The sequence below is a fragment of the Bordetella genomosp. 9 genome (assembly GCF_002119725.1).
GTDB lineage: Bacteria > Pseudomonadota > Gammaproteobacteria > Burkholderiales > Burkholderiaceae_B > Bordetella_C.
On sequence record NZ_CP021109.1, the window covers coordinates 2,561,800 to 2,585,574 of the forward strand.

The 23,775-nt window shown below is 68.1% G+C and carries 21 protein-coding genes; 12 read left to right on the plus strand and 9 right to left on the minus strand.

The features are described 5' to 3' along the window. Window positions 1-58 precede the first annotated feature (58 nt). Entirely contained in the window at window positions 59-1,897 is a 1,839-nt protein-coding gene (locus CAL13_RS11790; RefSeq protein WP_086072499.1) for a gamma-glutamyltransferase family protein, read from the minus strand. 109 nt (window positions 1,898-2,006) lie between these two features. Here CAL13_RS11790 and CAL13_RS11795 point away from each other — a divergent pair, with 109 nt between their 5' ends. The 3 genes from CAL13_RS11795 (at window position 2,007) to CAL13_RS11805 (ending at window position 4,187) form a co-directional block, all read left to right on the plus strand. Continuing rightward, window positions 2,007-3,050 (plus strand): LysR substrate-binding domain-containing protein, encoded by a 1,044-nt coding sequence (locus tag CAL13_RS11795; RefSeq protein ID WP_086072500.1) that lies wholly within the window; start codon window positions 2,007-2,009, stop codon window positions 3,048-3,050. Between the two features lie 231 nt (window positions 3,051-3,281). Further along, window positions 3,282-3,818 (plus strand): Spy/CpxP family protein refolding chaperone, encoded by a 537-nt coding sequence (locus CAL13_RS11800; protein ID WP_157664862.1) that lies wholly within the window; start codon window positions 3,282-3,284, stop codon window positions 3,816-3,818. Window positions 3,819-3,830: 12 nt separating this feature from the next. Next, complete coding sequence (locus CAL13_RS11805) at window positions 3,831-4,187, plus strand: hypothetical protein (protein ID WP_232462371.1); 357 nt, start codon at window positions 3,831-3,833, stop codon at window positions 4,185-4,187. A gap of 5 nt (window positions 4,188-4,192) precedes the next feature. Here the strand turns inward: CAL13_RS11805 and CAL13_RS11810 are convergent, their stop codons facing one another. After that, window positions 4,193-4,582: a winged helix-turn-helix domain-containing protein gene (locus CAL13_RS11810; RefSeq protein ID WP_086072502.1), complete on the minus strand. Its 390-nt coding sequence runs from the start codon at window positions 4,580-4,582 to the stop codon at window positions 4,193-4,195. Window positions 4,583-4,690: 108 nt separating this feature from the next. Between CAL13_RS11810 and CAL13_RS11815 the strand changes: the two genes are divergently transcribed. Then, window positions 4,691-5,578, plus strand: coding sequence for a hypothetical protein (locus CAL13_RS11815; RefSeq protein WP_086072503.1), 888 nt, complete (start codon window positions 4,691-4,693; stop codon window positions 5,576-5,578). Window positions 5,579-5,581: 3 nt separating this feature from the next. Here CAL13_RS11815 and modC read toward each other — a convergent pair whose 3' ends face one another. From modC to modA, 3 genes are read right to left on the minus strand one after another with little or no spacing between them, the layout of a single operon-like run. Beyond that, on the minus strand, window positions 5,582-6,673 hold the full coding sequence (gene modC, locus CAL13_RS11820) for a molybdenum ABC transporter ATP-binding protein (protein ID WP_086072504.1): 1,092 nt from the start codon (window positions 6,671-6,673) through the stop codon (window positions 5,582-5,584). After that, a complete protein-coding gene (gene modB, locus CAL13_RS11825; protein WP_086057565.1) occupies window positions 6,670-7,347 on the minus strand; it encodes a molybdate ABC transporter permease subunit in 678 nt (225 codons plus the stop codon). The genes modC and modB overlap by 4 nt, the downstream gene beginning before the upstream one ends. A 12-nt stretch (window positions 7,348-7,359) precedes the next feature. Beyond that, window positions 7,360-8,115, minus strand: a complete 756-nt coding sequence (gene modA / locus CAL13_RS11830; protein WP_086072505.1) for a molybdate ABC transporter substrate-binding protein — start codon at window positions 8,113-8,115, stop codon at window positions 7,360-7,362. Between the two features lie 198 nt (window positions 8,116-8,313). Between modA and CAL13_RS11835 the strand changes: the two genes are divergently transcribed. Beyond that, on the plus strand, window positions 8,314-9,498 hold the full coding sequence (locus tag CAL13_RS11835) for an alpha/beta hydrolase (protein ID WP_198297841.1): 1,185 nt from the start codon (window positions 8,314-8,316) through the stop codon (window positions 9,496-9,498). A 110-nt stretch (window positions 9,499-9,608) separates the two neighbouring features. On the opposite strand, the gene CAL13_RS11840 is transcribed toward CAL13_RS11835, so the two are convergent. Beyond that, window positions 9,609-11,117: an NAD(P)H-hydrate dehydratase gene (locus CAL13_RS11840; RefSeq protein ID WP_086072506.1), complete on the minus strand. Its 1,509-nt coding sequence runs from the start codon at window positions 11,115-11,117 to the stop codon at window positions 9,609-9,611. A gap of 128 nt (window positions 11,118-11,245) precedes the next feature. Here CAL13_RS11840 and CAL13_RS11845 point away from each other — a divergent pair, with 128 nt between their 5' ends. Both CAL13_RS11845 and CAL13_RS11850 read left to right on the plus strand, forming a co-directional pair. Beyond that, on the plus strand, window positions 11,246-11,596 hold the full coding sequence (locus tag CAL13_RS11845) for a helix-turn-helix domain-containing protein (protein WP_086072507.1): 351 nt from the start codon (window positions 11,246-11,248) through the stop codon (window positions 11,594-11,596). Next, window positions 11,593-13,011, plus strand: coding sequence for a type II toxin-antitoxin system HipA family toxin (locus CAL13_RS11850; RefSeq protein WP_086072508.1), 1,419 nt, complete (start codon window positions 11,593-11,595; stop codon window positions 13,009-13,011). The genes CAL13_RS11845 and CAL13_RS11850 overlap by 4 nt, the downstream gene beginning before the upstream one ends. Before the next feature lie 44 nt (window positions 13,012-13,055). Here the strand turns inward: CAL13_RS11850 and CAL13_RS11855 are convergent, their stop codons facing one another. Beyond that, on the minus strand, window positions 13,056-13,817 hold the full coding sequence (locus CAL13_RS11855) for a sulfite exporter TauE/SafE family protein (protein ID WP_086072509.1): 762 nt from the start codon (window positions 13,815-13,817) through the stop codon (window positions 13,056-13,058). 190 nt (window positions 13,818-14,007) lie between these two features. Between CAL13_RS11855 and CAL13_RS11860 the strand changes: the two genes are divergently transcribed. Both CAL13_RS11860 and CAL13_RS11865 read left to right on the plus strand, forming a co-directional pair. Next, on the plus strand, window positions 14,008-14,913 hold the full coding sequence (locus CAL13_RS11860; RefSeq protein ID WP_086057571.1) for a LysR family transcriptional regulator: 906 nt from the start codon (window positions 14,008-14,010) through the stop codon (window positions 14,911-14,913). Next, entirely contained in the window at window positions 14,910-15,206 is a 297-nt protein-coding gene (locus CAL13_RS11865) for a SelT/SelW/SelH family protein (RefSeq protein ID WP_086057572.1), read from the plus strand. Before CAL13_RS11860 ends, CAL13_RS11865 begins: the two co-directional genes overlap by 4 nt. 84 nt (window positions 15,207-15,290) lie before the next feature. On the opposite strand, the gene CAL13_RS11870 is transcribed toward CAL13_RS11865, so the two are convergent. Beyond that, window positions 15,291-16,667 (minus strand): hypothetical protein, encoded by a 1,377-nt coding sequence (locus CAL13_RS11870; protein ID WP_086072510.1) that lies wholly within the window; start codon window positions 16,665-16,667, stop codon window positions 15,291-15,293. A 93-nt stretch (window positions 16,668-16,760) separates the two neighbouring features. Between CAL13_RS11870 and CAL13_RS11875 the strand changes: the two genes are divergently transcribed. Further along, window positions 16,761-17,432, plus strand: a complete 672-nt coding sequence (locus CAL13_RS11875; protein ID WP_086057574.1) for a response regulator — start codon at window positions 16,761-16,763, stop codon at window positions 17,430-17,432. Continuing rightward, window positions 17,429-18,793, plus strand: a complete 1,365-nt coding sequence (locus CAL13_RS11880) for an ATP-binding protein (RefSeq protein ID WP_086057575.1) — start codon at window positions 17,429-17,431, stop codon at window positions 18,791-18,793. Before CAL13_RS11875 ends, CAL13_RS11880 begins: the two co-directional genes overlap by 4 nt. A gap of 126 nt (window positions 18,794-18,919) precedes the next feature. Here the strand turns inward: CAL13_RS11880 and CAL13_RS11885 are convergent, their stop codons facing one another. After that, window positions 18,920-20,146 carry an alpha-hydroxy acid oxidase gene (locus tag CAL13_RS11885; RefSeq protein ID WP_086072511.1) on the minus strand — a complete coding sequence of 409 codons (1,227 nt, stop codon included), beginning with the start codon at window positions 20,144-20,146 and terminating at the stop codon, window positions 18,920-18,922. A gap of 413 nt (window positions 20,147-20,559) precedes the next feature. On the opposite strand from CAL13_RS11885, the gene CAL13_RS11890 reads away from it, so the two are divergent. Continuing rightward, the gene (locus CAL13_RS11890; protein ID WP_086072512.1) at window positions 20,560-23,772 is read left to right on the plus strand and encodes an efflux RND transporter permease subunit; all 3,213 of its coding nucleotides are present in this window, start codon (window positions 20,560-20,562) and stop codon (window positions 23,770-23,772) included. The last annotated feature ends 3 nt before the right edge of the window (window positions 23,773-23,775 follow it).

Here is a 23,775-nt window from a genome sequence, read left to right on the forward strand (position 1 = left end):
TGCGCGGAGCCGGCGCGACCGCCCGACGGCCGGATGACGCCCGATGCGTCAACCGGCCTTAACGACCCACGGCATAGCCTTGCATGCCGCGCGGATTGGCGCCTGCGCGCAGCAGCCGCCCGCCGCCCGCATCCGGTTCGCGGGTGCAGGCGCTGATGCGGCCTTCGGACCAGTCGCCGCCCACCTTGACCTCATGGCCGGCTGCACGCAGCCCTTCCACCGTTTCGGACGGAAAGCGGGACTCCAGCGTGATGCGGTTGAGGTTGGGCGTGCGCGGCCAGAACGAGCCGGGAAAGTGATCGATATGCCAGGACGGACAGTCGATGGCTTCCTGCAGATTCATGCCGTAGACGGCATGCCGCAGGAAAAATGCCACGGTCCATTGGTCCTGCTGGTCGCCTCCCGGCGTGCCGAAGGCCATATAGGGTTCGTCGTCGCGCAGCGCCATGCCCGGCGACAGCGTCGTGCAGGGCCGCGTGCCGGGACGCAGCGTACCGGGCAGGCCTTCGTCCAGCCACGTCATCTGCAGGCGCGTCGTAATGGAAAAACCCAGCTCCGGCACGGCGGGGCTGGACGACAGCCATCCGCCCGACGGGGTCGCCGACACCATATTGCCGTCGCTGTCGATCACGTCGATGTGGCAGGTGTCGCCCACGAAAACCTCGCGCTCCAGCCATTCCTCGACCGGTGGCAGTTGCGCGAACGTGGGTTCGCCGACGCCGAAGCGGGTATCGGCGTGCGCCAGCGCGCGCGCCGGCGCCTGCAGATCGGGCAGACGGAACTCGCGTCCGTCAGGCCGCCCGGGACGCAATTCGCGCGACGCGGCATCGCCGATCGATGCGGCGCGCTCGCGCGCATAGGCGTCGGAAAGCAGCGTGTCCAAGGGCACGTCCACGGCGTCGGGATCGCCATACCATGCCAGCTTGTCCGCGAAGGCCAGCTTGGCGGCCTCCGCAACTTTGTGAACGAAGGCCGGCGAATCGGGCGCGACGTTTTCGAGGCCCAGATGCCGCAGCACGGCCAGCTGTTGCAGGAAGACCGGCCCTTGCGACCAGGGGCCGCACTTGGCGACGGTATAGCGGCCGAAGCGCGCGGTCACCGGCGCCTCGTAGCTAGGCTGCCAGGCGGCCATATCGTCCAGGCGCAGCAGGCCCCGGTTGCGCTCGCCGGTGCAGTCGCGCACCGCCTGGGTGCGATAGAACTGATCGATGGCGCGCGCCACGAAGCCGCGATACCAGACATCGATGGCGGCGTCGATACGCGCGCGGCGGTCGCCCTTGCCGCTGGCTTCATTCAGAATGCGCGTGTAGGTATCGGCGATGGCCGGCGTGCGGAACAGATGGTCGGGATGCGGAACGCGACCGCCCGGCAGCCAGACATCGGCCGACGTCGTCCATTCGTCGCGGAACAGCCCCTGCACCGCGTAGATCGCCTGGACGATGCGCGGCACCAGCGGAAAGCCGTTGCGGGCATACTCGATGGCCGGGCGCAGCACGTCGGCCAGCTCCCAGGTTCCGTGGTCGCGCAGCAGCGTCGACCAGGCGCCGAAAGCGCCCGGAACGGTGGCGGGCAGCAGGCCGATGCCGGGCACCAGATCCAGTCCCAACCCCTTGAAGTATGACGGCGTGGCGAGCGCCGGCGCGCTGCCCTGTCCGCACAGGGACTGCATGCGCCGTTCTTTCTCATTCCACAGCAGGATGGGAACTTCACCGCCCGGGCCGTTCAGATGCGGTTCAACGATCTGCAGCATGAAGCCGCCCGCTGCGGCCGCGTCGAAGGCATTGCCGCCGCGTTCCAGCACGCTCATCGCCACCTGCGACGCCAGCCAGTGCGTGGACGACACGACACCGAAGCTGCCGCGGATTTCCGGCCGCGTAGTGAATGAAGGGGTGGCCATAACTTTCGCCATATTTTGAAACAATCGCAGTATACGCAGCGGCAGATAACGAAATTCTTGTTTTTTATAATAGGTCCATAATCAAATGGTTATAGGACCGTTCACCGCCATGTCCGCCGTTTCCACCCGCCTGCTGTCCCGGCTCAAGCTGCGCCATCTGACCTTGCTGACCCGCATTGCCCCCGGCGATTCGCTCACGCGCGTGGCGGAATCCATGGGCGTCAGCCAGCCGGCCGCGACCAAGGCCTTGGCAGAGATCGAAGATCTTTTCGGCGGACCGCTGTTCGTGCGCACCGCGCGCGGCCTGAGACCCACGCCGCTGGGGGAATTGGCGCTGGTCCGCGCACGCCACATGCTGCAGGACATCGATCACTGGGCGGTGGAGATGGAGGCGCTGCGCGGCGGCCATGCCGCGCATTTGCACGTGGGCGCGATCCCCTTTATCTCCGCGCGCGTGCTGGTCCCCACCATCGAGCGTCTGTACGCCCGCCACCGCATTACGGTGCACCTGGAACGCGCCACCACGGACCAATTGCTTCAATCGCTGCGCGCACATGCGCTGGACTGCGTGATCGGGCGCGCCTCCGTGATGATCGGCATGGATGAATTGCGGCACGAAGTGCTTTATCCGCAAAGGCCCGCGCTCATCGCCAACCCGCGTCTGGCGCGCCGCATGGCGCGGCGCGCGCCCGATTGGCGCGAACTGGCGGAGATGAACTGGATTCTGCCCACGCCCGCCACGCCCATCGGCAATATGGTCAGCGAACTGTTCACGCGCGCCGGCGTGCGGCCGCCCTCGCCGCGCGTCCAAACCTATTCCACCGACGTGATCGCCATGCTGATGCGCGATGACGATAGCCTGGTCTCCATCGTCCCCGAAGATATCGCGCTGGACCTGGCGCGTGGCGGCGGCGTTGTCATGGTGCCATGGCATTTCGACTGGACCCTGCCGCCGATCAGCCTGATCCGGCGCCGCCGCGACGTGGCGCTGGAAGCGGAGGAACGCTTCGCCGATATCCTGCGCGAAGTTTGCCGGGAGACCGTGGGGGCGGCGGCGCCGCGCGACCAGTCCGGCGGCAACGACAAAGACGATCGGCTGAAGCCGGCCGCCACAGGCGCCGCCAAGCGTGAACGCACGATGTCCGACTCGTAAGCAATGGCAAATGCAGCGCCCTGCCTCGCGCCGCGCCGCGATGCATGCGCGGCAAGCGCGACAAGGCCTTATCGGGTGTGGGCCGCGAAGCTGACAGTACGATTCCTCACGAAAAAATCAGGGACAGCGGGCCGGGCGCGCGGCGGAATGCGTATGCTTCGCCACACCCGCGCCCCGGCCGGCTTTCCCTGCCGAAGGCGCGTCACCTCGCATGTATTGAAGGAGATCAGGATGAAACTGCGCACCACCGTGCTGGCCGCGTCGTTGCTGTTCGGCACCGCGGCATTCGCGCAAACGCAACCGGCCCAGAACGCCGGCCTGGCGGCGCCCGCCGCCGTCACCGCCACCGGCGCGGCCGCCCAGGCCAACGGCAAGGAACGCGTCGAAAAGCACATCAAGCAGCTGCACGACCAGTTGAAGATCACCCCCGCCGAAGAGGCGCAGTGGGCCGTGGTCGCCCAAACCATGCGCGATAACGCCATGGAGATCGATCGGCTGATCGCCAAGCGCGAGCAGCGCGCCGCCATGACCGCGCTGGAGGACCTGGATTCCTACGCGCAGATCATGCAGGCGAACTCCGACGGCGTGAAGAAATTGGCGGCCGTGTTCGCGCCGCTGTACAACGCCATGCCCGACGAGCAGAAGCGCAATGCCGACAAGGTGTTCGCCGAATCGCATGAGCGCCGCGCGGCGCATCATGGCAAAAACGGGCCGAACAAGGGAACGACCGCGCCCGGCAAGACCGCGCCGTCTTCCAGCAACGGCTGAGGCGGGAACGGCATGAAACCATCGCACGCGATCGCATCCATCATGACGCCGCGCATGACACGTCCTGCGCCAGCGTCGCGTTCCCCTGTGCTGCGTCGAGTCGCGCTGATGCTGGCGGCAGGCGTCGCCACCGCGGGGGCCGTGGCCACCGCCCAGGCCCAAGTCAGCATCAACGTCGGAATCGGCACGCCCGTCTATACTTCGCCGCCGCCCGTGGTCGTGTCGCCGCGGCCGGTCTATGTGGCGCCGCCACCGGTCGTTTACCGCGGCCGCGACCGCTGGGGCCGGGACCGTCCGCCACCGGTGGTGGTGCGCCATCCCGTCCGCCACGACGAGCATCGCGACCATCACGGCGATCATCGCCGTTGACGGGGTCAGCCCTTCAGAAGCGAAGTCAATTCCGCGATCTGCGTCCCACAAGCGGCGTGGGCGCGGGCTTCGATGCCGCGGTAGAGCGCGACGATCCGTTCGCCGACGGGTGTCAATTCCGTCCGCCCCCCGCTGGGGCCGCCGGGGCCGGAATGGGTGGCTGGCGATTCCAGCGACCGGTTCAGCTCATCGACCAGCGCCCATGCGCGCCGGTACGACATGCCCAGACCGCGCGCGGCCGCCGATATCGACCCGTGCTGCGCGATGGCTTCGAGCAGCGCGACCTTGCCGGGCCCGATGGCCACCAGATCCCCGTGAACGATGCGCAGCCGGAACCGGGCCTGCGCCTGGCCGGGCGCCAAAGAAGCGGAGCGTTGCACGGATGATGTCGGCATAGGCGCGAGATTACACGACGCCCCGTGCCGCGGGCGCATCCCGGCGTTGCTGCTATAGTCCCGGCCACCATTTTTACCAACGCCTGCCTCGCTGCGGCGATAAAGACGATGCCACGAGTCGCGGTTTGCCTGACCACCTTCAATCGCGTTGACTGCGCCAGGATTTCCCTGGAAATCATGAAGCTGAACTGGCCTGCGCCCTGGCCGGTCGTCCATTCCTGCTCGAATGCCGCGTACGAGCAATATCTGGAAGATGCGCTGATACGCCGCGAGCCGCTGCCGATGACGGCTGGCGCCGCCGACCTGCTCGCCTCCTCCATAGAGCAGGCCGTTGCGCGTTTTGACGCCGAATACGTCGTTCATCTGGAAGGCGATACCTGGATCTTCGACCAGGGCGTCATCGAGCGCTACGTCGGCAAGCTGGAGGCGGACCCGGAAGCCGTCATCGCGGCCTCGAGCTGGAGCATCGATCGCATGGCGGGCTGGGATCGGTCCCCGTATCTGCGCAGGCGTATACGCCATGCCGCTCGCGAACTGCTGCGGCCGCTCTGGCCCAACTACGGCATCAAGAACCGGCAAACGCTTTCCACGCAGTTCTTCATCGCCAAGACGACGCCTGCGTTCCTGGAAGTGATTGCCGCGCTGAAAACGGCCCCCGGCAAGTATCTGGAAAACATGCTGTACGCCGGCGTGGTGCATCGATTGGGCTCGAAGGCGATTATCGGGATGCCGGAACGTGAGCCCGTTCATCCGCAGTATCGCGACATCTGCGAAGCCCTTACTCTGTATTCCCAGCACGTGCCCAGCAACGCCGGGCTGCAGCGTGAGGCCATGGCGGCGGGACGGCCCTTGCCCGCCATGCCAGGCAAAAAGGAGACGCTGGCCGCCGCACGCCTAGCCCGGCTGGGTCCGAACATGAAGAAACTGCTGGAAAGCAAAGACCTGGCGTACTACAACCCCGGCGCCAAACGCGACCTAGGGACCGATTCGCTGTAAGGGTCAACTCAACACCGACACCGCCTTGATCTGCGCCCACACTTCCCGCCCCGGCGCCAGTTGCAGCCGGTCGTGCGAATAGCGCGTAATGCGGGCCAGCAAGGGCGTCCCGCAGGCATCGAGCCTGACCATGACCTGGGCCGGATCGTCGACCGGGACGCTGCCTTCCACGCGCACCGGCAGTACGTTGAGGATGCTGCCGTCTTCCTGCCTGGACAGCGCCAGGCTGACGTCGCGCGCCTTCACCACCAGGCGCACCGGATGGCCCGCCGGCGCTGCCGCATGGATCACGCGCAGGGCCGCGCCGTTTGCCGGCAGCGACACGGTCAACAGGCGATAGGCATCGTCGTAGCCGGCGGCGCGCCCTTGGATCACAACAGCGGCCTCATCGCCATGAGCGGGGGGCAGTCCCAGATCCGCGAGCGTCGCGGCAATCGGCCCGGCCGATACGATGCGGCCGTTATCCAGCAGGACCACGTGATCGGCCAGCCGCGCGACCTCCTGCGCCGCATGGCTGACGTACAGCACCGGGATCTCCAGCGCATCGTGCAAACGTTCGAGGTATGGCAGGATTTCCTGCTTGCGCCGGCCATCCAGCGCGGCCAGGGGCTCGTCCATCAGCAATAGATCAGGGCTCGTCAACAATGCGCGCGCGATGCCGACGCGCTGGCGCTCGCCGCCGGACAAGCGATCGGGCATGCGCTCCATCAGGTGCTCGATGCCGAGCAGCGCCGCGGCATCCGCCGGCGCCACACGCCGGGCCGCCGGCGGCACCCGACGGTAGCCGTAAAGCAGATTGCCCCGCACGTTCAAATGCGGAAAAAGGTTGGCTTCCTGAAAGACATAGCCGATGCCGCGGCGATGCGCGGGCACGAGCACGCCGCGCGCGGTGTCCAGCCATACCTGGCCGTTCACCCGCAGATATCCCGGCTCGGGCATGGCCAGGCCAGCGACGCAGCGCAGCACGGTCGTCTTGCCCGAACCCGACGGACCGAACAGGGCCGTCACCCCGCGGCCGGGCAGATGCAAGTCGACATCCAGCGTGAAAGCGCCCTGGGTCAGGCGGAAACGCGCCTGGATGGCGGGCGCGTTCATGGCCGTCCCCAAGGCGCCGCGCGTCGCGCGTAAAGCAGCAGCAGGATCATAAAGGACAGGGTCACCATGCCGGCCGCCAGCCAGTGCGCCCGGCCGTATTCCAGCGCTTCGACATGGTCGTAGATCTGCACGGAAACCACGCGCGTGCTGCCCGGGATGTTGCCCCCGATCATCAGCACCACGCCGAACTCGCCCACCGTATGCGCGAAGCCCAGCACCGCGGCCGCGAGATAGCCCGGCCGCGCAAGCGGCAGGACCACCGACACGAAGCGGTCCCATGGCCCGGCGCGCAGCGTGGCGGCCGCCTCCATCGGCATGCGGCCGATCGCCGCGAAAGCGTTCTGCAGCGGCTGCACCACGAAAGGCAGCGAATACACCAGCGATCCCACCACCAGTCCGGCAAAGGTGAAAGGCAGCGTGCCCAGGCCCAGGGCCTGCGTCAGCCGGCCGGCGTACCCCTGCGGGCCCATCAGCAACAACAGATAGAAACCGATCACCGTCGGCGGCAGGACCAGCGGCAGCGCCACCAGCGCGCCCACCGGCCCGCGCCAGCGCGACCGCGTGTTGGCCAGCCACCAGGCCAGCGGCGTGCCGGCAACAAGCAGCAGCGCGGTCGTGACCGCAGCCAGTTTCAAAGTCAGCCAGATCGCGGCGGCGTCTTCGCCATTCAGCATGATGGCGGCGGATCAGCGGGTATAGCCATAGGCGCGGATGATAGCCGCCGCCTCCGGCCCGCGCAGGAAATCCATGAGCGCCCGCGCCGCCGGGTTGTCCTTGCCCCGTTCGAGGATGACGGCATCCTGACGGATGGGCGCATGCAGCGACGCCGGCACGATCCAGGCAGAGCCGCCGGTCAGCTTGCCGTTCTTATAGACCTGCGAAAGCGCCACGAAGCCCAGCTCGGCATTGCCGGTGCCGACGAATTGCTGCGCCTGGGTGATGTTCTGGCCCTGGACGATCCTGGGCTTGACCGCGTCCATCAGCCCAAGATTCTCCAGCGTCTGGACGGCCGCCAGGCCGTAGGGCGCGGTCTTGGGGTCCGCAATGGCCAGATGGGCGTAATCATTGCGCTTGAGAACGGCGCCGTCGGCGTCCACGTAGCCTTCCTTTGCCGACCAAAGCGCCAGCGCGCCGGTGGCGTAGGTAAATCGGGAGCCCGCCACGGCCCGGTTTTCCTTTTCCAGCCGGGCGGGCGTCGTATCGTCGGCCGCCAGGAAGGCATCGAACGGCGCGCCGTTGCGGATCTGCGCATAGAACTGCCCCGTCGCCCCGTACGACGCCACCACCGTGTCGCCCGTCTTTGCCTGGAACGCCGCCGCGATGGCCTTCATCGGCGCGGTGAAGTTTGCAGCCACGGCCACCTGGACCTGGCCGGCCCATGCGGTGTCCAGGCACGCGGCCGCCAGCACACCGGCGACCAGGGGAAACAATCGCGACTTCATGAGGACTCCCTTGCGGAATCGATTGATGGGACGGAACCGCTATAAGGGCGGGACCGTTATGCATGACTGTATACGACGGGCGATATAGTACGCACATTGCCGCCCGGCACGCCAGTCCGCGATGCGCGCCCCCTCCCATCCACCCGCCCCGCATATAGAATCGACAGGCCGGCCCGACCCGATGCGCCGGATCCCGCCATGATGATGTTTTCCCTGCACGACCACACCGCGCCGCGACGCCGCCCCATGCTGCGGGCATGGGTGCGGCGCGCTGCCGTCCTGGGCGTCCTGGCGCTGAGCGCCTGCACCAGTTGCTATCAGCCGATGGGCCAGGCGCGCCAGACGCCGGCCATCCATGCGGACGGCGATTGCGCGGGGGCGCAGCCCCCGACGTGCGTATCTTCCCTGGTGTCGCTCGATGGAACCAGCCTGCCCTTGCGCGTCTGGCTCCCCGCGCAGGCGCCCTGGGCGGCCGTGATCGCGCTGCACGGCATGAACGATTATTCGCAAGCCTTCGACCGCGCGGGCCGCTACTGGGCCGCGCAAGGCATCGTCACCTACGCCTACGACCAGCGCGGGTTCGGTGCGGGCCCCCGCCCCGGGATCTGGGCCGATACGCCCACGCTGATCGCGGACCTGAACGCGGCGGTCGACGCCGTATCCGCGGCGCATCCCGGCCTGCCGATCTACGTGCTGGGCGAAAGCATGGGCGGCGCCGTGGTAACTGCCGCGCTGGCCGGCACACCGGCCGGTGCGCCTTCACCCCTGGGTCGCCGCATCGCGGGGGCGATCCTGTCCGCGCCCGCGATGTGGGGCCGCGATGCCATGAACCCGTTCTACCGCTTTACGCTTTGGCTGGGTTTCAACACGGTGCCCGGCATGGAGGTCGAACCGCCGCGCGGGCTCAAGATCATGCCGTCGGACAACATCGAGATGCTGCGGGCCCTGAGCCGGGACCCGCTTGTCATCAAGCGCACGCGCATCGACGCGCTGAAAGGTCTGGTCGATCTGATGTCGGCGGCCGAGGCCGCCCTGCCGCAGCTGCCGCCGGATGTTCCGCTATTGGTGCTGTTCGGGCGGCACGAGCAGGTGCTGCCCGACAAGGTCGTGGCGCAGACCTTGCGGCGCGTCGAAGCCGCGCCGGCCCCCGGCCGCCCGCGCGTCGCGGTGTACGAAGACGGCTATCACATGCTTCTGCGCGACCTCAACGCCGAAACGGTATGGCGCGACGTGCTGGCGTGGATGCGCGCGCCCATGGTCGCCGCGCTGCCCAGCGGCGCGGAGCAACGCTACCCCTTGGCGCAGGCCGGTCCCGCAAAAACGGGGGCGCGGCAGGCCTATGCGGGCCGGGACGCGCCGCTGCCGGACGCCGCGCCGCGATAAGCGCAGGGGCAACCCGCTGGATGGCCGGCCCCCGGATCGCCCGACCCGTTGCACGCCGCAGCGTTGGGGGGACTGGGGCGGACTCGGCCTCGCCGGCGCCACGGCTCGCTTCAAGCGCCGTGCGTCAACCCTCGCTTCAGCCGCTTGAGGACGGAGGGAAGCAATCCCGGCAGATCCTCGGCGATGAGTCCCGGGCCATGGCGCGCCGCGGCGGCGCCGTGCATCCATGCCGCCGCACAGGCGGCATCGAAGGGCGCCATGCCTTGCGCCAGCAGACCGGCGATCATCCCGGTCAGGACGTCGCCGCTGCCGCCGGTGGCCAGATCGGGCGGCGCATTGGCGTTGATGGCGGCCTGGCCGTCCGGCGCGGCGATGACCGTATCGGCGCCTTTGAGCAGGACGACCGCGCCGCTGCGCGCGGCGGCCCGGCGCGCGCGCGTCAGCTTGTCCCCGCCGGCGCCGAAAAGGCGTCCGAACTCGCCCTCGTGCGGCGTCAGCACGCACGGTCCGCGGATCGCATCGAACAGCGCGTCCGGCGCGTCCGCGAAAGCGGTAAGCGCATCGGCGTCCAGCACCACGGCGCGTCCAGTCGCCAAGGCCGCCAGAACCTGTGACCGCGTCGCCGCCGAAACGCCCGCGCCGGGGCCCAAGGCGATGGCGTTCTTGCGCGGATCGGCCAGCAATTGCGCAAAGGACTGCGCCGGCTGTCCCGCCGCCGCCGCGTCCGCGCCGGCGATCGGCAGGACCATGATGCCGGTGAGCGCGGCCGCGTAGATGGGCCATGCGGACGCGGGCGCCGCCACCGTAACCAGCCCGGCGCCGACGCGCGCAGCGGCCAGGGCGGAAAGGCGGGCAGCGCCGGTCATGACTTCGCCGCCCAGCACGACGGCATGGCCGCGCGCATACTTGTGGGCCTCCAGGCGCGGCCATGGAAAGCCGTCCAGCCATGCGGCCGGCGTGTTCTCATGGGCCGCGGGGCGGATGCCATCGAGCACGGACGGCGGGATGCCGATATCGGCCAGGATGAGGTCCCCGCACAGTGCGCGCCCCGGCAGCAGCAGGTGGCCGGGCTTCTTGCGGAAAAATGTCACCGTGCATGCCGCGGGCGCCGCGTAGCCGTGCACTTCTCCCGTGGCGCCGTCCACGCCGCTGGGCATATCGACCGCGCAAACCGGCAATCCGCGCCGAGCCGCCGCACGCAGCGTATCGGCGGCCACGCCTTCCACGGGCCGCGCCAGGCCGGCGCCGAAAATCGCATCCACCACGATGTCGGCGTCTTCCAGCACGTCGGGACCCATCGGCGCCACATCGCCTTGCCACAAGGCGGCGTGATGCGCCGCATCGCCCTTCAGCGCCCGTCTGTCGCCCAGCAGCGCCACGGTCACCGGCCAGTTCGCGGCGGCAAGGTGCCTGGCGGCCACGAAGCCGTCCCCGCCGTTGTTGCCCGGACCGCACAACACCGCCACCCGTTGCCGCGGCCAGCGCGCCTGGACCGCGCGCGCGACGGCGGCGCCAGCGTTTTGCATCAATTCGGCGCCGGATCGGCCCGCCGCGATTGCCGCGCGGTCGGCCGCCGCCATTTCGCCGGGCGTCAGCAGAACAGTCTCTTGGTTTTTCATGAGCTCGCCATGTTTAGCATTAAAGTGCCAATTCCGCCCTATCAGGCAATAAAGTAGTGGAAGGTTGACCCGTATGCGGGATAGCAATATAGTAGTTCAATCACGATTCACACTACTTTATTGCCTCCATGACATCGCACGCCCAGGTCGCCCAGGTGCTGCGCACCGCCCTCTCCCATGCCGGGCTATCCCAGGCGGAACTGCGGGCGCAGGCCGGCATCTCGCAGCGTACGCTGACCAACGTGCTCAGCGGCCGCGAGGACTTCAAGCTCAGCACGCTGCTGGCGCTATGCGACCGGCTGGGCCTGGAACTGGTGCTCGTTCCCAGGGAAGCGGCCGCCGGCGCCGCGCCCGGACCCGCCGTCCGGCCCCCCGTGGTGCGTTCGCGCGTACAGGGCGCCTTGGCGCGGATCCAGCGCCAGGGCGCGCCATCGGAGCCAGCGGCCGCCGCCCCGCGCGCCAAGGGGAAACGTGAATGAACGTCAAAGCCCTGGGGATTTTTCTGGGCGCCCGGCGCGTGGGCGTGCTGTTCCAGTACGGCGAGGATCCTGCCGGCGAGAATCCGGGCGCCGGCATCATCACGCGCTTCGTGGCCGATGAATCGTATATCCGCGATCCCGCGCCGCCAACGCTGTCTGCCGGCCTGCTGGCCGATACGCCGGAAGAACAGGCGCTGTTCTGGCACGACGTGCAGTCCGAAAACTTCAATGGCTGGTTCTCGGAAAAAAACGGCTGGCTGCTCCCGCCCTTCTTTCAGAACCTGCTGCCCGAAGGCATCTTTCGCGACCATGTGGCGGCCTTGCGGGGCTGCAGTCCGAAAGACAACTTTGAGATGCTCGCGGCATGCGGCCGCGATCTGCCCGGCAACGTCCATGCCCTGCCGCTGACCCTGTCGCGCGACGAGCTGGCACACTATGTCACGCAGACCCAGGACGCCCTGGAAATGTCCGTGACGGCGGACCCGCTGGAAGAAGGGGTGTCGCTGTCGGGCGTGCAACCCAAGGTCGGCGTAATCCTGGAGAACGGCCGCTACGTCGGCCGCACCAAGGACCAGGACACCCACATCATCGCCAAGCTCCCCGTGGTGGACCGGCCGCGCCTGCCGGAACTGGAACACCTGTCCCTGGCGCTGGCGCGCGCGGCCGGCGTCGATACCTGCGAAGCGTACCTGGAACCCCTGGAAAAACTGGCGGTGCAGCATGGGTACGACCTGGGCGATGCCGACACCCGCACGCCGTTTCTGGCAGTGGTGCGCTACGACCGCCCGCCGCAGGGCCGCGTGCACTGCGAAGATTTCGCGCAGGTGTTCGGCGAGATGCCGGAAGACAAATACGGCGGCCGGCGCCGGGCCGGCGAACCCTGGACGTACCTGGACATTGCCGCGGTCCTGCTGGGCTTCCCTTCACTGGGCGAAGCGGCGGTCCACGAGCTGTTGCGGCGGCTGGTCGTCAATGAAATGCTCGGCAACCCCGACATGCATCTGAAGAACATTGGCCTGCTGTATCGCGACGGCCGCGCGCCGGAATTGCCGCCGGCCTATGACATCGTCGCCTACGCGGCCTTCGGCGGTGCGGTGGGACATGCGCTGTATCTGATGCCGCCCGCCATGTTGCCGGGCTTGCGGCGCGAAGCTACCGGGCGCCGTCAGCAGATGCTTTCGCCGGCGCTCCTGCGCGCGTTCTGCGCGGCCCTGGGCATCCCCGAAAAACCGGCTTCCAAGGTCATCGCGGATTGCGTGCGGGCGGCCCATGCGCATTGGCGCGGCATGATCCAGGAGTCGGGAGTGACCGACAAACAGAAGGCGCGGCTGATCGCGCATTTCGACGCCCATCCCCTGGTGGCGTCGCTGGCCAGGCGCCGCGGCGCGCCGGCTTCCGCGCGTGCCGAGTCCTGAGCGCTGCCCTGGGGCCAGTCAACGCTGGAAGGAGCCCCGCATGACTACGCAATCAGCAGGTGCAGGCCCAACGCGCCGATGCCGATGAAGAAACAGCGGCGGAAGGTCGCGGCGCTGACGCGGTGACGCAGCCATTGCCCCAGCACCATCCCGGCCAGCGCGGGGACCAGCGCCAGCAGCGAGGCCCAGGCTTCACGTCCGCCCAGTTGCCCGCCGTGGATCAGGTCCCCGGCCAGCGCGATGGTGGAAGCCGTGAACGCCAACCCCATGGCCTGCACCAGCTCGTCACGGTTCAGCCCCAGGGCCTGCAGGTAAGGCACGGCCGGGATGACGAAAACCCCCGTCGCGGATGTGATTGCGCCGGTGGTGGCCCCGACCAGCGGCCCGGCCCAGGCCTGCGCACGGGCCGGCACCGACAGGCGCAGCGGGCTCAGCCCGACCGCGGCATAGACCAGCAGCGCCGCGCCCAGCGCATGGGACGCCCACGCCGTCTCGCGCCCCGCCAGCCACAGGCCGGCAGCCCAGGTGCCCGCCACGATGCCCGCGAGCATGGGCCATAGGCGCCGCAGCAGATAAAGAAAGCGCCCGCCGGCCGCGAGCTGCCAGACATTGGTCACCATCGATGGAATGACCAGCAGCGCCGCAGCCTGCGGCGGCGCCAGAGCCACACTCAGCAAACCGATGGATACCGTGGGCAGACCCAGGCCGATCACGCCTTTCACCATGCCGGCCACGGCGAAGCTGGCCGCGACCAGGAGAATCAGGCTGACGCCGCCGTCGCGATAGAAGTCGAAGAAGGTATGCATGCGCGCATGATGCCTGCGCGCGCCGGCTGCGCATAGCGGTATTACACTGAGGCTGCCTTCGGATTTCCCGTAGGCAGGCGGCATCGCGCCCGCCTGCGCCCTGCCCCCGCGCGGCGGCGCGACTGCAACGGCGCCAGGCGCACCGCGCCAAGGTGTCACGCCTGCGTTCACATACCCGCCGCGTACCGTCATGCATTTCCATTTCGACCTGACCGACCTGCGCCTCTTCCTGAATACGACCGACACGGGCAGCATTACCGCAGGCGCCGCGCGCACCCACCTGTCGCTGGCCTCGGCCAGCGCGCGGCTGCGAGGGCTGGAGGCTTCGCTCGGCGCCGCCCTGCTGACCCGCGGACGCCGCGGCGTGCAGCCCACGGCCGCTGGGCAGGCGCTGGCCTGGCATGCGCGCAGCCTGCTGCAGCAGGTCGGCCGCATGCAGGAGGACCTGGGCGATTACGCCAGCGGCTTCAAGGGCCGCATCCGGCTCCTGTGCAACACCGCCGCGTTGACCGAACATCTGCCCGAACCGCTGGGCGCCTTTCTGCGCACGCATCCCAACATCGACGTGGACCTGCAGGAACAACCGAGCCATCGCATCGTTCCGGAACTGCGGGAAGGCACGGCCGATGTGGGCATCGTCTCCGACGCGATGGATCTGGCCGGGCTGTACACCACCGAATTCCGCCGCGACCGCCTCGTGCTGCTGGCGCCTCGCGGTCACGCGCTGGCGCGCCGCGCCCGCGTGCGCTACAGCGAAAGCCTGGATTACGACCACGTCGGGCTGCCGGTTTCCGCGGCCCTTGGCATCTACCTGGACGATCAGGCCGCCCGCCTCGGCCGCCGGCCACGCACGCGGGTGCGCGCGCAGAACTTCGACGCCGTGGCCCGCATGGTGATACAAGGAGCGGGCCTGGGCATCATGCCGGAAGCGGCCGCCCGGCGCTGGGCCGGCCAGGGCGGCGCGCGCGTGCTTATACTCGACGAATCGTGGGCCGACCGCCGATTGATGCTGTGCGCGCGCGCCTGGGACGGCCTGCCCAATTACGCGCGCGCCTTGATCCAGGCATTGATGCCCGCCGCCGGAGAAGCAATATGAACACGCCTGCCCTGCCCCGCATCACCATCACGTATTGCACCCAGTGCCAATGGCTGCTGCGCGCCGCCTGGATGGCGCAGGAACTGCTCTCGACCTTTGGCACGGATCTGGGAGAAGTCGCGCTGGTCCCGGGCACGGGCGGCATATTCCAGGTGCGTTGCAACGACGTGCTGCTCTGGGACCGCAAGGTCCAGGCCGGATTCCCCGATGCGAAGACGCTGAAGCAGGCGGTGCGCGACCAGATCGATCCCGGCCGCGACCTGGGCCACGCGGACCGCGAACGCCCGGCTTGAACGCTCGCCGCGTTCGACCGCCAAGACCCGCTTTGGATTTTGATTCAGGGATCGCGACGGGCGCCAGGGAGCGATGAACCGGGCTCAGTCCGCCCCGGATGCCGCAAGAAAACGCCGCACGTGCAGGCCGGATTGCTCACGGCTGCCGCCCGTATGGCAGAACAGCGTCGCGGGAAGCATCCCGCGCCGGACCTGATCCAGGTACACCTCGTACATGGCCGCGATGGCGTCCGCGGTCATCTCCTGCTTGCGGGTATGTATGACCTGCGCCGGGCAGGACGCGACCACCAGGCGTTGCGGCGGCGGCGTCAGCGCGCTGCACAAGGGATATGCGGAGATACGGCGCAACGGCGCGCCCGCGCCGACCCGCACATTGCGCACGAAGTAATCGTAGAAATAGCGATCGAGCAGCAAGGGACGCCGCCACCCCGTGAACAGCTGCAACAGCGTAAAGGCGCCCCATGCCACCGGCAGCACCAGCCACAGGCGCTTTTCCTCGCGCACATTGCGCGGTTCCTTGCCCCAATAGAAAAGCGGCTTGCGGAACAGGCGCTTGAACCGTTTGAAGCGGAACCCGCGGCCCTCCGGACTGGCTTGCAGGTCGTCGATCAGCGCGCTTTTGCCGCTGCCGTCCGGCCCCACCACGGCCACCGTGCGCCAGGCGGGCCAATGCAGCGCCCGGCGCAACCGCCACGCCAGGCGGCGGGCGGCGATCGTGGCAGGCGGCAGGACCGGCACGCCGCGTTCGTTCAGGAACGCCATCGCGACGTGGCGCGCGGCATCCAGATCCATGTCGCCGCTGAGCAGCCCATCCAGCGCGACACGCAATCCGGGCACGCCGTGCGCGGCATTGGCAAAATAGCTCAGCCGCTCGCGCACCAGCGCTAGCCGCAGATCCTTCTTCTTGTGATGCAGGTGCAGTACGAACAGCGCCGCCAGCAAGGCCAGTCGCCCGGCCGGATCCAGCGCCTCGTAGGCCGCGTAGGCGACGCCGCCGCGCGTCATGTGCCCGCGGCTGCCTTGCACGCGCAGCTCGGCTTGCGTCCAGAGCTCCAGCGTCACGCGGCGGCCGCCGTCGTCCAGCAATTCGATCTGACGCTTGAACGGCGCCGCTTGCCGCACGATGAAGCTGACGCCGGCCTCCTGGCACACGGAGTAGACCGTGCGCAGGATCTCGTCGAAACGCTCGCCGTCGATCAGAAAATCGAAATCCCCGCCGAAGATGCCGTCGCCATCGTGCCCGCGCGGCCGCAGCATCACCCATGGGAGCCGGCCGGTCTCGCCGCTCTCGATCAGGATGCGCAGGACCGCCTCGCAGGCGTTGCTCTGCGGCGGGCGGCCGCAATGCCCGGGGTTGGGAGATGCGCCGTCATGCCGCGGCGGGTGGTCCGCTGCCTCCGGCCCCGCCGGCGCGGAACCCGCCGGATGTACGATTCCATACTGCTGTGTAAAAGCTCCCATCCTCGGGTTTCCTGCAAGCTGGGCGCGCAGCATAGGCGGGAAACCTTAATGGAAAATTAACCGGCGGGCCGCGGCGGCGCCGGAAGGACGTGCATGAGAATCCTGATCATCGAAGACGACCCGCTGATCGGCGACGGCCTGAAGAAAGGATTGCGGCTGCTGGGCTACGCGGTCGACTGGTTCGTCAGCGGCGCGGAAGGCGATCAGGCGATGGGCAGCGTGGACTATGACGCGGTGGTGCTGGACCTGGGCCTGCCCGGCGAGGACGGCATCGCGCTTCTCACCCGTTGGCGCCAGTCGGGACGCATGTCGCCCGTGATCATCCTGACCGCGCGCGATGCCATCGATTCCCGCATCGCGGGCCTGGACGCTGGCGCCGACGACTATCTCATCAAACCGATCACGCTCGACGAACTGGCGGCGCGCCTGCGCGCCGCGACCCGCCGCGTCGCCGGCAAGCCTCAGCCGGTCTGGCGCCATGGCGCGCTGGAATACCATCCCGCATCGCACACCGTGTACTGGAAGGGCCAGCGGGTCGATCTTTCCGTGCGCGAAACCCTCCTGCTGGAGCTTTTCCTGACCTACCCGAACCGGGTGCTGACGCGGGAATTCATCCGCGACAAACTCTACGACTGGGATACGGAGCTGGAGAGCAATACGCTGGAGGTTTACGTGCACCACGTGCGCAAGAAGATACATCCCAAGATCGTGCGTACCCTGCGCGGGTCGGGATACGCGCTGGGACAGGTGGATGGCGACGCATGAGCCTGCAGAAAAGACTCATCGTTTCCGTGCTCCTGGCGGCCGCGCTGGCCTGGATGCTTACGGTGGCGGGCACCTACTGGCGCGCCATGCGCGAAATCGATGAGCTGTATGACACCGACATGGTGCGGATGGCGCAGCAGGCGCTTGCCGTGGCGCGTCTGCTGCCGGCGTCCACGCCGCCTTCGCCCGAGCCCCTGCCCGAACGGCTGCCGGCCGACAAAGGCCACGCCAGCCTCGGCGATGTCTCCATCGCCATCTGGCGCGGGGCGGGCGCACCACTCGTGCTCGATCCCGGCGCGCAACAGTTTCCGCGCGGCCACACCCAGGGCTTTCTGGACACGGACGTCAACGGCGCGCCGTGGCGCCTGTACTACCTGGACGACCCGGCCGGGAGCGTCCGCGTGGCCGTGGGACAGCGCCTGGGCGAGCGCAACGAACTGGCGGTGAACTACGTGCTGAGCCAGATGCTGCCCTGGCTCATCGGCCTGCCCATACTGATCGCCGCACTGGTGGTGGCGGTGCGGCGATCGCTTGCGCCGGTGCGGCGACTGTCGCGCGACCTGGAGCGGCGCAAACCGGAAGACGCAAGCCCGCTGCCGATGCAGCGCAGCCCCGACGAACTGAAACCCCTGATCCGCGCCATGAACGGACTGCTCTCTCGCGTGGCGGCGCTGATCGATCAGGAACGGCGCCTGACCGCCGATGCCGCCCACGAACTGCGCACGCCCCTGGCAGCCTTGCGTGCGCAGTGGGACGTCCTGCAGCGCACCGGCGACCCCGGCGAGCGTTCCCAGGTGCAGGCCCGCGTTGCGCGCGGGCTGGAGCGGCTGGACCGGCTGGTCTCCCAGCTGCTGACGATGGCGCGGCTGGACAGCGCGGTGCGCGGCGCCGCTGCCGCGGCGGCCGATTGGCGGCAGGCCGCCGAACTGGCCCTGGGCGACTGCCTGTGGATTGCCGACCGCCGGGATATCGATATCGACGTCGAATGGCCGCCCGCCGGACAGCCGCCCTTGCCCATGGCCGGCGATACCGCAGCCTTGTCCATCATGCTGAAGAATCTGCTGGACAACGCCATCCGGTATGCGCCGCGTCACTCGCGTGTGCGGCTGACGTTCACCGGTTCGCGCATATTCGTGGACGACCAGGGCGCCGGCATCGCGCCGCAGATACTACCGCGGCTGGGCGAACGCTTTGTGCGCGCCGCGGGCAATGAAGAAGCCGGCAGCGGACTGGGCATCTCCATCGCCCTGCGCATCGCGCGCAATCACGGCCTGGCGCTGCGCTTCTCCATGCGCGACGCGGGCGCCGGCTTCGGCCCGGGGCTGCGTGTCACCATCCTGCCGATGGACGCCGCCGCATAAGGCGGCAAGCGGTGGCCCGCTGTCGGCGTTGCGCCGCTCGTGCCGGAAATTCGAGATCCGTTCGATCCGGGCGGCATGGGCCGGCATGGGGCGGCCGCAATCGCAGGCTGCCCCATGCCGCCGGGTTCATACCGCGATTGCGCGCGCAGGCTGCGGAATCGATACGCCGGTCTGCGTCCAGCCCGTGGCGGTGGGATAGGTGCCGGGCACCAGGATATCGCGGTCGATGTCGTGGATGTCGCGATGGCCGCACAGCGCCATCGTCACGTCCAGTTCATTGGCCAGGATTTCCAGCGCCTTGGTGACGCCCTCCTGCCCGCCCGCGCCCAGGCCATAAAGGAAGGCCCGGCCGATCATGGTGCCGCGCGCGCCCAGCGCGACGGCGCGCAGGATGTCCTGGCCGGACCGGATGCCGCTGTCCATCCACACTTCGATCTTCGAATCCACCGCATCGACGATGGACGGCAGCATGCTGATGGCCGACATCGCGCCGTCGAGCTGGCGGCCGCCGTGGTTGCTGACGATTACGGCGTCCGCGCCGGTGTTCACGGCCAAACGCGCGTCCTCCGGATCCAGGATGCCCTTGAGAATGAGCTTGCCGCCCCAGCGCTTCTTGATCCACTCCACATCGTCCCAGCTCAGGCGCGGATCGAACTGCTCGGCCGTCCACGAGGACAGGGACGCCATGTCGCCCACGCCCTTGGCATGGCCGACGATATTGCGGAAGGTGCGCCGCTGCGTGCCCAGCATGCCGTAGCACCACGCGGGCTTGGTCATCAGGTTCAGCATATTGCGCAACGTCAGCCGCGGCGGCGCGGTCAGCCCGTTGCGCAGGTCCTTGTGGCGCTGGCCCAGGATCTGCAGATCCAGCGTCAGCACCAGCGCCGAGCAATTGGCGGCTTTCGCGCGATCGATCAGGCGCTCGATGAAATCCTTGTCGCGCATCACATACAGCTGGAACCAGAACGGCTTGGTGGTATGGGCGGCAACGTCCTCGATCGAGCAGATGCTCATCGTCGATAGCGTGAACGGCACGCCGAAGGCCTCGGCGGCGCGCGCGGCCAGGATTTCGCCGTCCGCGTGCTGCATGCCGGTCAAGCCGGTAGGCGCCAGCGCCACCGGCATGGCGGCGGGAATGCCCACCATCGTCGTGGCGATATTGCGGTTCTCCATATTGCGGGCCACGCGCTGGCGGAAGCGGATCTTCTGCAGGTCCGCCTCGTTGGCGCGGTACGTCGATTCGGTCCAGGAGCCGGAATCCGCGTAGTCGTAGAACATACGCGGCACGCGCCGTTCGGCGATCTTGCGCAAATCTTCGATGGTGGCGATGAAGGATCGGGACGGAAGAGGCATGGCTTGATCAATGGCGGTTCAGATGGAACGGGCGTGAGCTTAACCCAGCGCGGCAGCGTCATGCCTTGCGGCGCAGCATGCCCGCGGCGCCCGATCCGGTTCACACATGCAACTGCGAAAACGCGCGGCCACTGGCCCGCTGTTGTGAATCGGAGCGGCATCGGCGCGCGAATTGCCCGATATAGGGGCAAACCCCGCGTTTATCCGCCTTGCGCTTTGGCAGCCCTTCGCCAAAAATAGCTGTTACGTTTCGTAGTCATATTCCGGCACACGGGCCGCGCCAACGCGGCGCACTCCGGCAACACGGAGGCCGCGTCCGGGCGCCTTCACGCAGGCCCTTCACGCCCTTTCTCTGGCGGTCGCATCATGATGCAGCAGCAGTGCTTTTCCGGTCCGCCTGTGCGGGGCAAGCCGTGTCCGTAGTGCAACTGGCATTGCGCCGTCCCTATACGTTCATCGTGATGGCGCTGCTGATACTTCTGGCGACGCCGTTCGCGCTGATGCGCATGGCGACGGACATCTTTCCGGAAATCAATATCCCGGTCATCAGCGTCATCTGGAATTACAACGGCCTGTCGGCGCAGGAGATGGGCCAGCGCATCGCCGCCCAGAACGAACGCGGCCTGACGACCACGGTCAGCGACATCGAGCACATCGAGTCGCAATCCCTGGCCGGCATCACGGTCATCAAAATCTTCTTCCAGCCCACCGCCAACATCCAGACGGCCATCGCGCAGGTGGTGGCGGCCGAACAGACGCAGGTGCGGCAACTGCCGCCGGGCATCACGCCGCCCCTGGTCATCAAGTATTCCGCTTCCAGCATCCCCGTCATCCAGCTGGGCCTGTCCAGCCCGACGCTGCCCGAGCAGGCCCTGTTCGACGCGGCGCTGCAAACGCTGCGGCCCCGGCTGATCACCATACCGGGCGTCGCCATCCCGTTTCCCTACGGCGGCAAGAACCGCGTGATTTCGGTGGACTTGGATCTGCAGGCACTGCAGGCGCGCGGGCTGTCGCCCGCCGACGTCGTCAATGCCATCAACGCGCAGAACCTGATCCTGCCGTCCGGCACGGCCAAGTTCGGCGCGACCGAATACAACGTCAGGATGAACAGCTCGCCGGAGACCATCAACGGGCTGAACGACCTGCCAGTGCGCACCGTGCCGGGCGGCGCCACCACCTACCTGCGCGACGTCGCCTACGTGCGCGACGGCTTCAACCCGCAAACCAACATCGTGCGCCAGGACGGCGTGCGCGGCGTGCTGCTCTCCGTGCTGAAGAACGGCGGCGCCTCGACGCTGGATATCGTCGCCAACCTGCGCGAGCTGCTGCCCAGCGTGGTGCAGACCATGCCGGCCGACATCAAGGTCACGCCGCTGTTCGACCAGTCGGTCTTCGTCAAGGCCGCGGTCAAGGGCGTGATCATCGAAGCGCTGATCGCCGCATTGCTCACCGCCACCATGGTCCTGCTGTTCCTGGGCAACTGGCGCAGCACCCTCATCATCGCGCTGACGATCCCTTTGTCGATCCTGGCTTCCATTCTGGCCCTGAAGGCCCTGGGGGAAACGCTGAACCTGATGACGCTGGGCGGGCTGGCGCTGTCGGTCGGCATCCTGGTGGACCAGGCCATCGTCACCATCGAGAACATCGAGCGTCATCTGCATCTGGGCAAGGAGCTTCAGCCCGCCATCCTGGACGGCGCCAACGAGATCGGCGTCGCGGCCTTCGTCTCGACGCTGTGCATCTGCATCGTCTTCGTGCCGATGTTCTTCCTGTCCGGCGTGGCGCGCTATCTCTTCGTCCCGCTCGCCGAGGCGGTGGTCTTCGCCATGCTGGCCTCCTACATCCTGTCGCGCACGCTGGTGCCGACGCTGGTCATGCTGCTGATGAAGAGCCACGGCAGGCAGGATCCGGACGCGCGCCCCAGCCCGCTGCAGCGCGTGTACCGGGCCTTCGACCAGCGCTTCGAGCGCATGCGCCGCGCGTACACGCTGGTGCTGTCGGTGCAGCTGGCGCGGCGCAAGGCTTTCGCGCTGGGGTTCCTGGGCTTCTGCCTGGCGTCCTGTCTGCTCTATCCCTTCCTGGGTCGGGACTTCTTCCCGACCGTGGATGCGGGCCAGATCCGCCTGCACATGCGCGCGCCCACCGGCACCCGCATCGAGGAAACCGCCAGGCTGGCCGACGAAGTGGAAAACGTCATCCGCGAACTGATTCCGGCGCGCGACCTGGAAACCATTCTGGACAATCTGGGCGTGCCCAACAGCGGCATCAACCTTTCGTACAGCAACGCCGGCACGTTCGGCACGCTCGATGGCGAGATCCTGATGTCGCTGCGCGACGGTCACGCGCCCACGGACGACTACATCGCCCTGCTGCGCGCCGAATTGCCCAAGCGCTTTCCCGGCCTGGAATTCTTCTTCCAGCCGGCGGACATCGTCACGCAGATCCTGAACTTCGGCCTGCCGGCCGCCATCAACGTGCAATTCACCGGGCCGGACATGTACGGCAACGCCGGCCTGGCGAGCGAACTGGTGCGGTCCGTCCGCGACATCCCGGGCGCGGTGGACGCCCACGTGCACCAGCGCCTGGACCTGCCCACGCTGAACATGATGATGGACCGCACGCGCCTGCAACAGGTCGGCCTGAGCGCCGCCAACGTCGGGCAGAGCGTATTGATCGCGCTTTCAGGCAGCACGCAGACCTCGCCCGCCTTCTGGCTGAACCCCCAGAACGGCGTGGTCTACAACGTGGCGGTGCAGGCGCCGCAATACCAGATCGACGGCATGGACCAATTGCTGGCGCTGCCTGTCGGCGCGCCGGGCGCGGCGGGCGGCGGCAACACGCAGCTGCTCGGCAACCTGGTCGACGTGCGGCCCTCGCGCCAGCCGGCCGTGATGTCGCGCTACAACATCCAGCCGGCCATCGACGTCTACGTGAGCGTGCAGGGCAAGGATCTGGCGAGCGTCGCCGCCGAGGTATCGCGGCGCGTGGACGAGATCCGCCACAAGCTGCCGCGCGGCAGCCAGGTCGCCATCCGGGGCCAGGTCGAAACCATGCAAAGCTCCTTCATCGGCCTGGGCGTCGGACTGGCGATGGCCATCGTGCTGGTCTACCTGCTGATCGTCGTGAATTTCCAGTCCTGGATCGACGCCTTCATCATCATTACGGCCCTGCCCGCAGCGTTGGCCGGCATCGCCTGGATGCTGTTCATCACCGGCACCACGCTCAGCGTGCCGGCGCTCACCGGCGCGATCATGACGATGGGCGTGGCCACGGCCAACAGCATCCTTCTGGTGTCCTTCGCGCGGCAACGCCGCGCGGAAGGCGCGCCCGTGCTGTCGGCCGCGCTGGAAGCGGGCGCCACACGCCTGCGTCCGGTCATGATGACCGCGCTGGCGATGATCATCGGCATGATTCCCATGGCGCTGGGGCTGGGCGAAGGCGCGGAGCAGAACGCGCCCCTGGGCCGCGCCGTCATCGGCGGCCTGCTGTTCGCCACCGTTTCCACGCTTTTCTTCGTGCCGGTGGTCTTCGCCGGCGTACATCATCGATTGGGACGCCGCAAGGCCGCATCCGGACAGGCGCAAGCCCCTGCCGTGCCGGCCGCGCCCGCGCGGCGGGAGACCTGAAAA

Coding starts and splice junctions, on each gene's coding strand:
- CAL13_RS11790 (WP_086072499.1), bottom strand. CDS start 1,897: ATGGCCACCCCTTCATTCACTACGCGGCCGGAAATCCGCGGCAGCTTC.
- CAL13_RS11795 (WP_086072500.1), top strand. CDS start 2,007: ATGTCCGCCGTTTCCACCCGCCTGCTGTCCCGGCTCAAGCTGCGCCAT.
- CAL13_RS11800 (WP_157664862.1), top strand. CDS start 3,282: ATGAAACTGCGCACCACCGTGCTGGCCGCGTCGTTGCTGTTCGGCACC.
- CAL13_RS11805 (WP_232462371.1), top strand. CDS start 3,831: ATGAAACCATCGCACGCGATCGCATCCATCATGACGCCGCGCATGACA.
- CAL13_RS11810 (WP_086072502.1), bottom strand. CDS start 4,582: ATGCCGACATCATCCGTGCAACGCTCCGCTTCTTTGGCGCCCGGCCAG.
- CAL13_RS11815 (WP_086072503.1), top strand. CDS start 4,691: ATGCCACGAGTCGCGGTTTGCCTGACCACCTTCAATCGCGTTGACTGC.
- modC (WP_086072504.1), bottom strand. CDS start 6,673: ATGAACGCGCCCGCCATCCAGGCGCGTTTCCGCCTGACCCAGGGCGCT.
- modB (WP_086057565.1), bottom strand. CDS start 7,347: ATGCTGAATGGCGAAGACGCCGCCGCGATCTGGCTGACTTTGAAACTG.
- modA (WP_086072505.1), bottom strand. CDS start 8,115: ATGAAGTCGCGATTGTTTCCCCTGGTCGCCGGTGTGCTGGCGGCCGCG.
- CAL13_RS11835 (WP_198297841.1), top strand. CDS start 8,314: ATGATGATGTTTTCCCTGCACGACCACACCGCGCCGCGACGCCGCCCC.
- CAL13_RS11840 (WP_086072506.1), bottom strand. CDS start 11,117: ATGAAAAACCAAGAGACTGTTCTGCTGACGCCCGGCGAAATGGCGGCG.
- CAL13_RS11845 (WP_086072507.1), top strand. CDS start 11,246: ATGACATCGCACGCCCAGGTCGCCCAGGTGCTGCGCACCGCCCTCTCC.
- CAL13_RS11850 (WP_086072508.1), top strand. CDS start 11,593: ATGAACGTCAAAGCCCTGGGGATTTTTCTGGGCGCCCGGCGCGTGGGC.
- CAL13_RS11855 (WP_086072509.1), bottom strand. CDS start 13,817: ATGCATACCTTCTTCGACTTCTATCGCGACGGCGGCGTCAGCCTGATT.
- CAL13_RS11860 (WP_086057571.1), top strand. CDS start 14,008: ATGCATTTCCATTTCGACCTGACCGACCTGCGCCTCTTCCTGAATACG.
- CAL13_RS11865 (WP_086057572.1), top strand. CDS start 14,910: ATGAACACGCCTGCCCTGCCCCGCATCACCATCACGTATTGCACCCAG.
- CAL13_RS11870 (WP_086072510.1), bottom strand. CDS start 16,667: ATGGGAGCTTTTACACAGCAGTATGGAATCGTACATCCGGCGGGTTCC.
- CAL13_RS11875 (WP_086057574.1), top strand. CDS start 16,761: ATGAGAATCCTGATCATCGAAGACGACCCGCTGATCGGCGACGGCCTG.
- CAL13_RS11880 (WP_086057575.1), top strand. CDS start 17,429: ATGAGCCTGCAGAAAAGACTCATCGTTTCCGTGCTCCTGGCGGCCGCG.
- CAL13_RS11885 (WP_086072511.1), bottom strand. CDS start 20,146: ATGCCTCTTCCGTCCCGATCCTTCATCGCCACCATCGAAGATTTGCGC.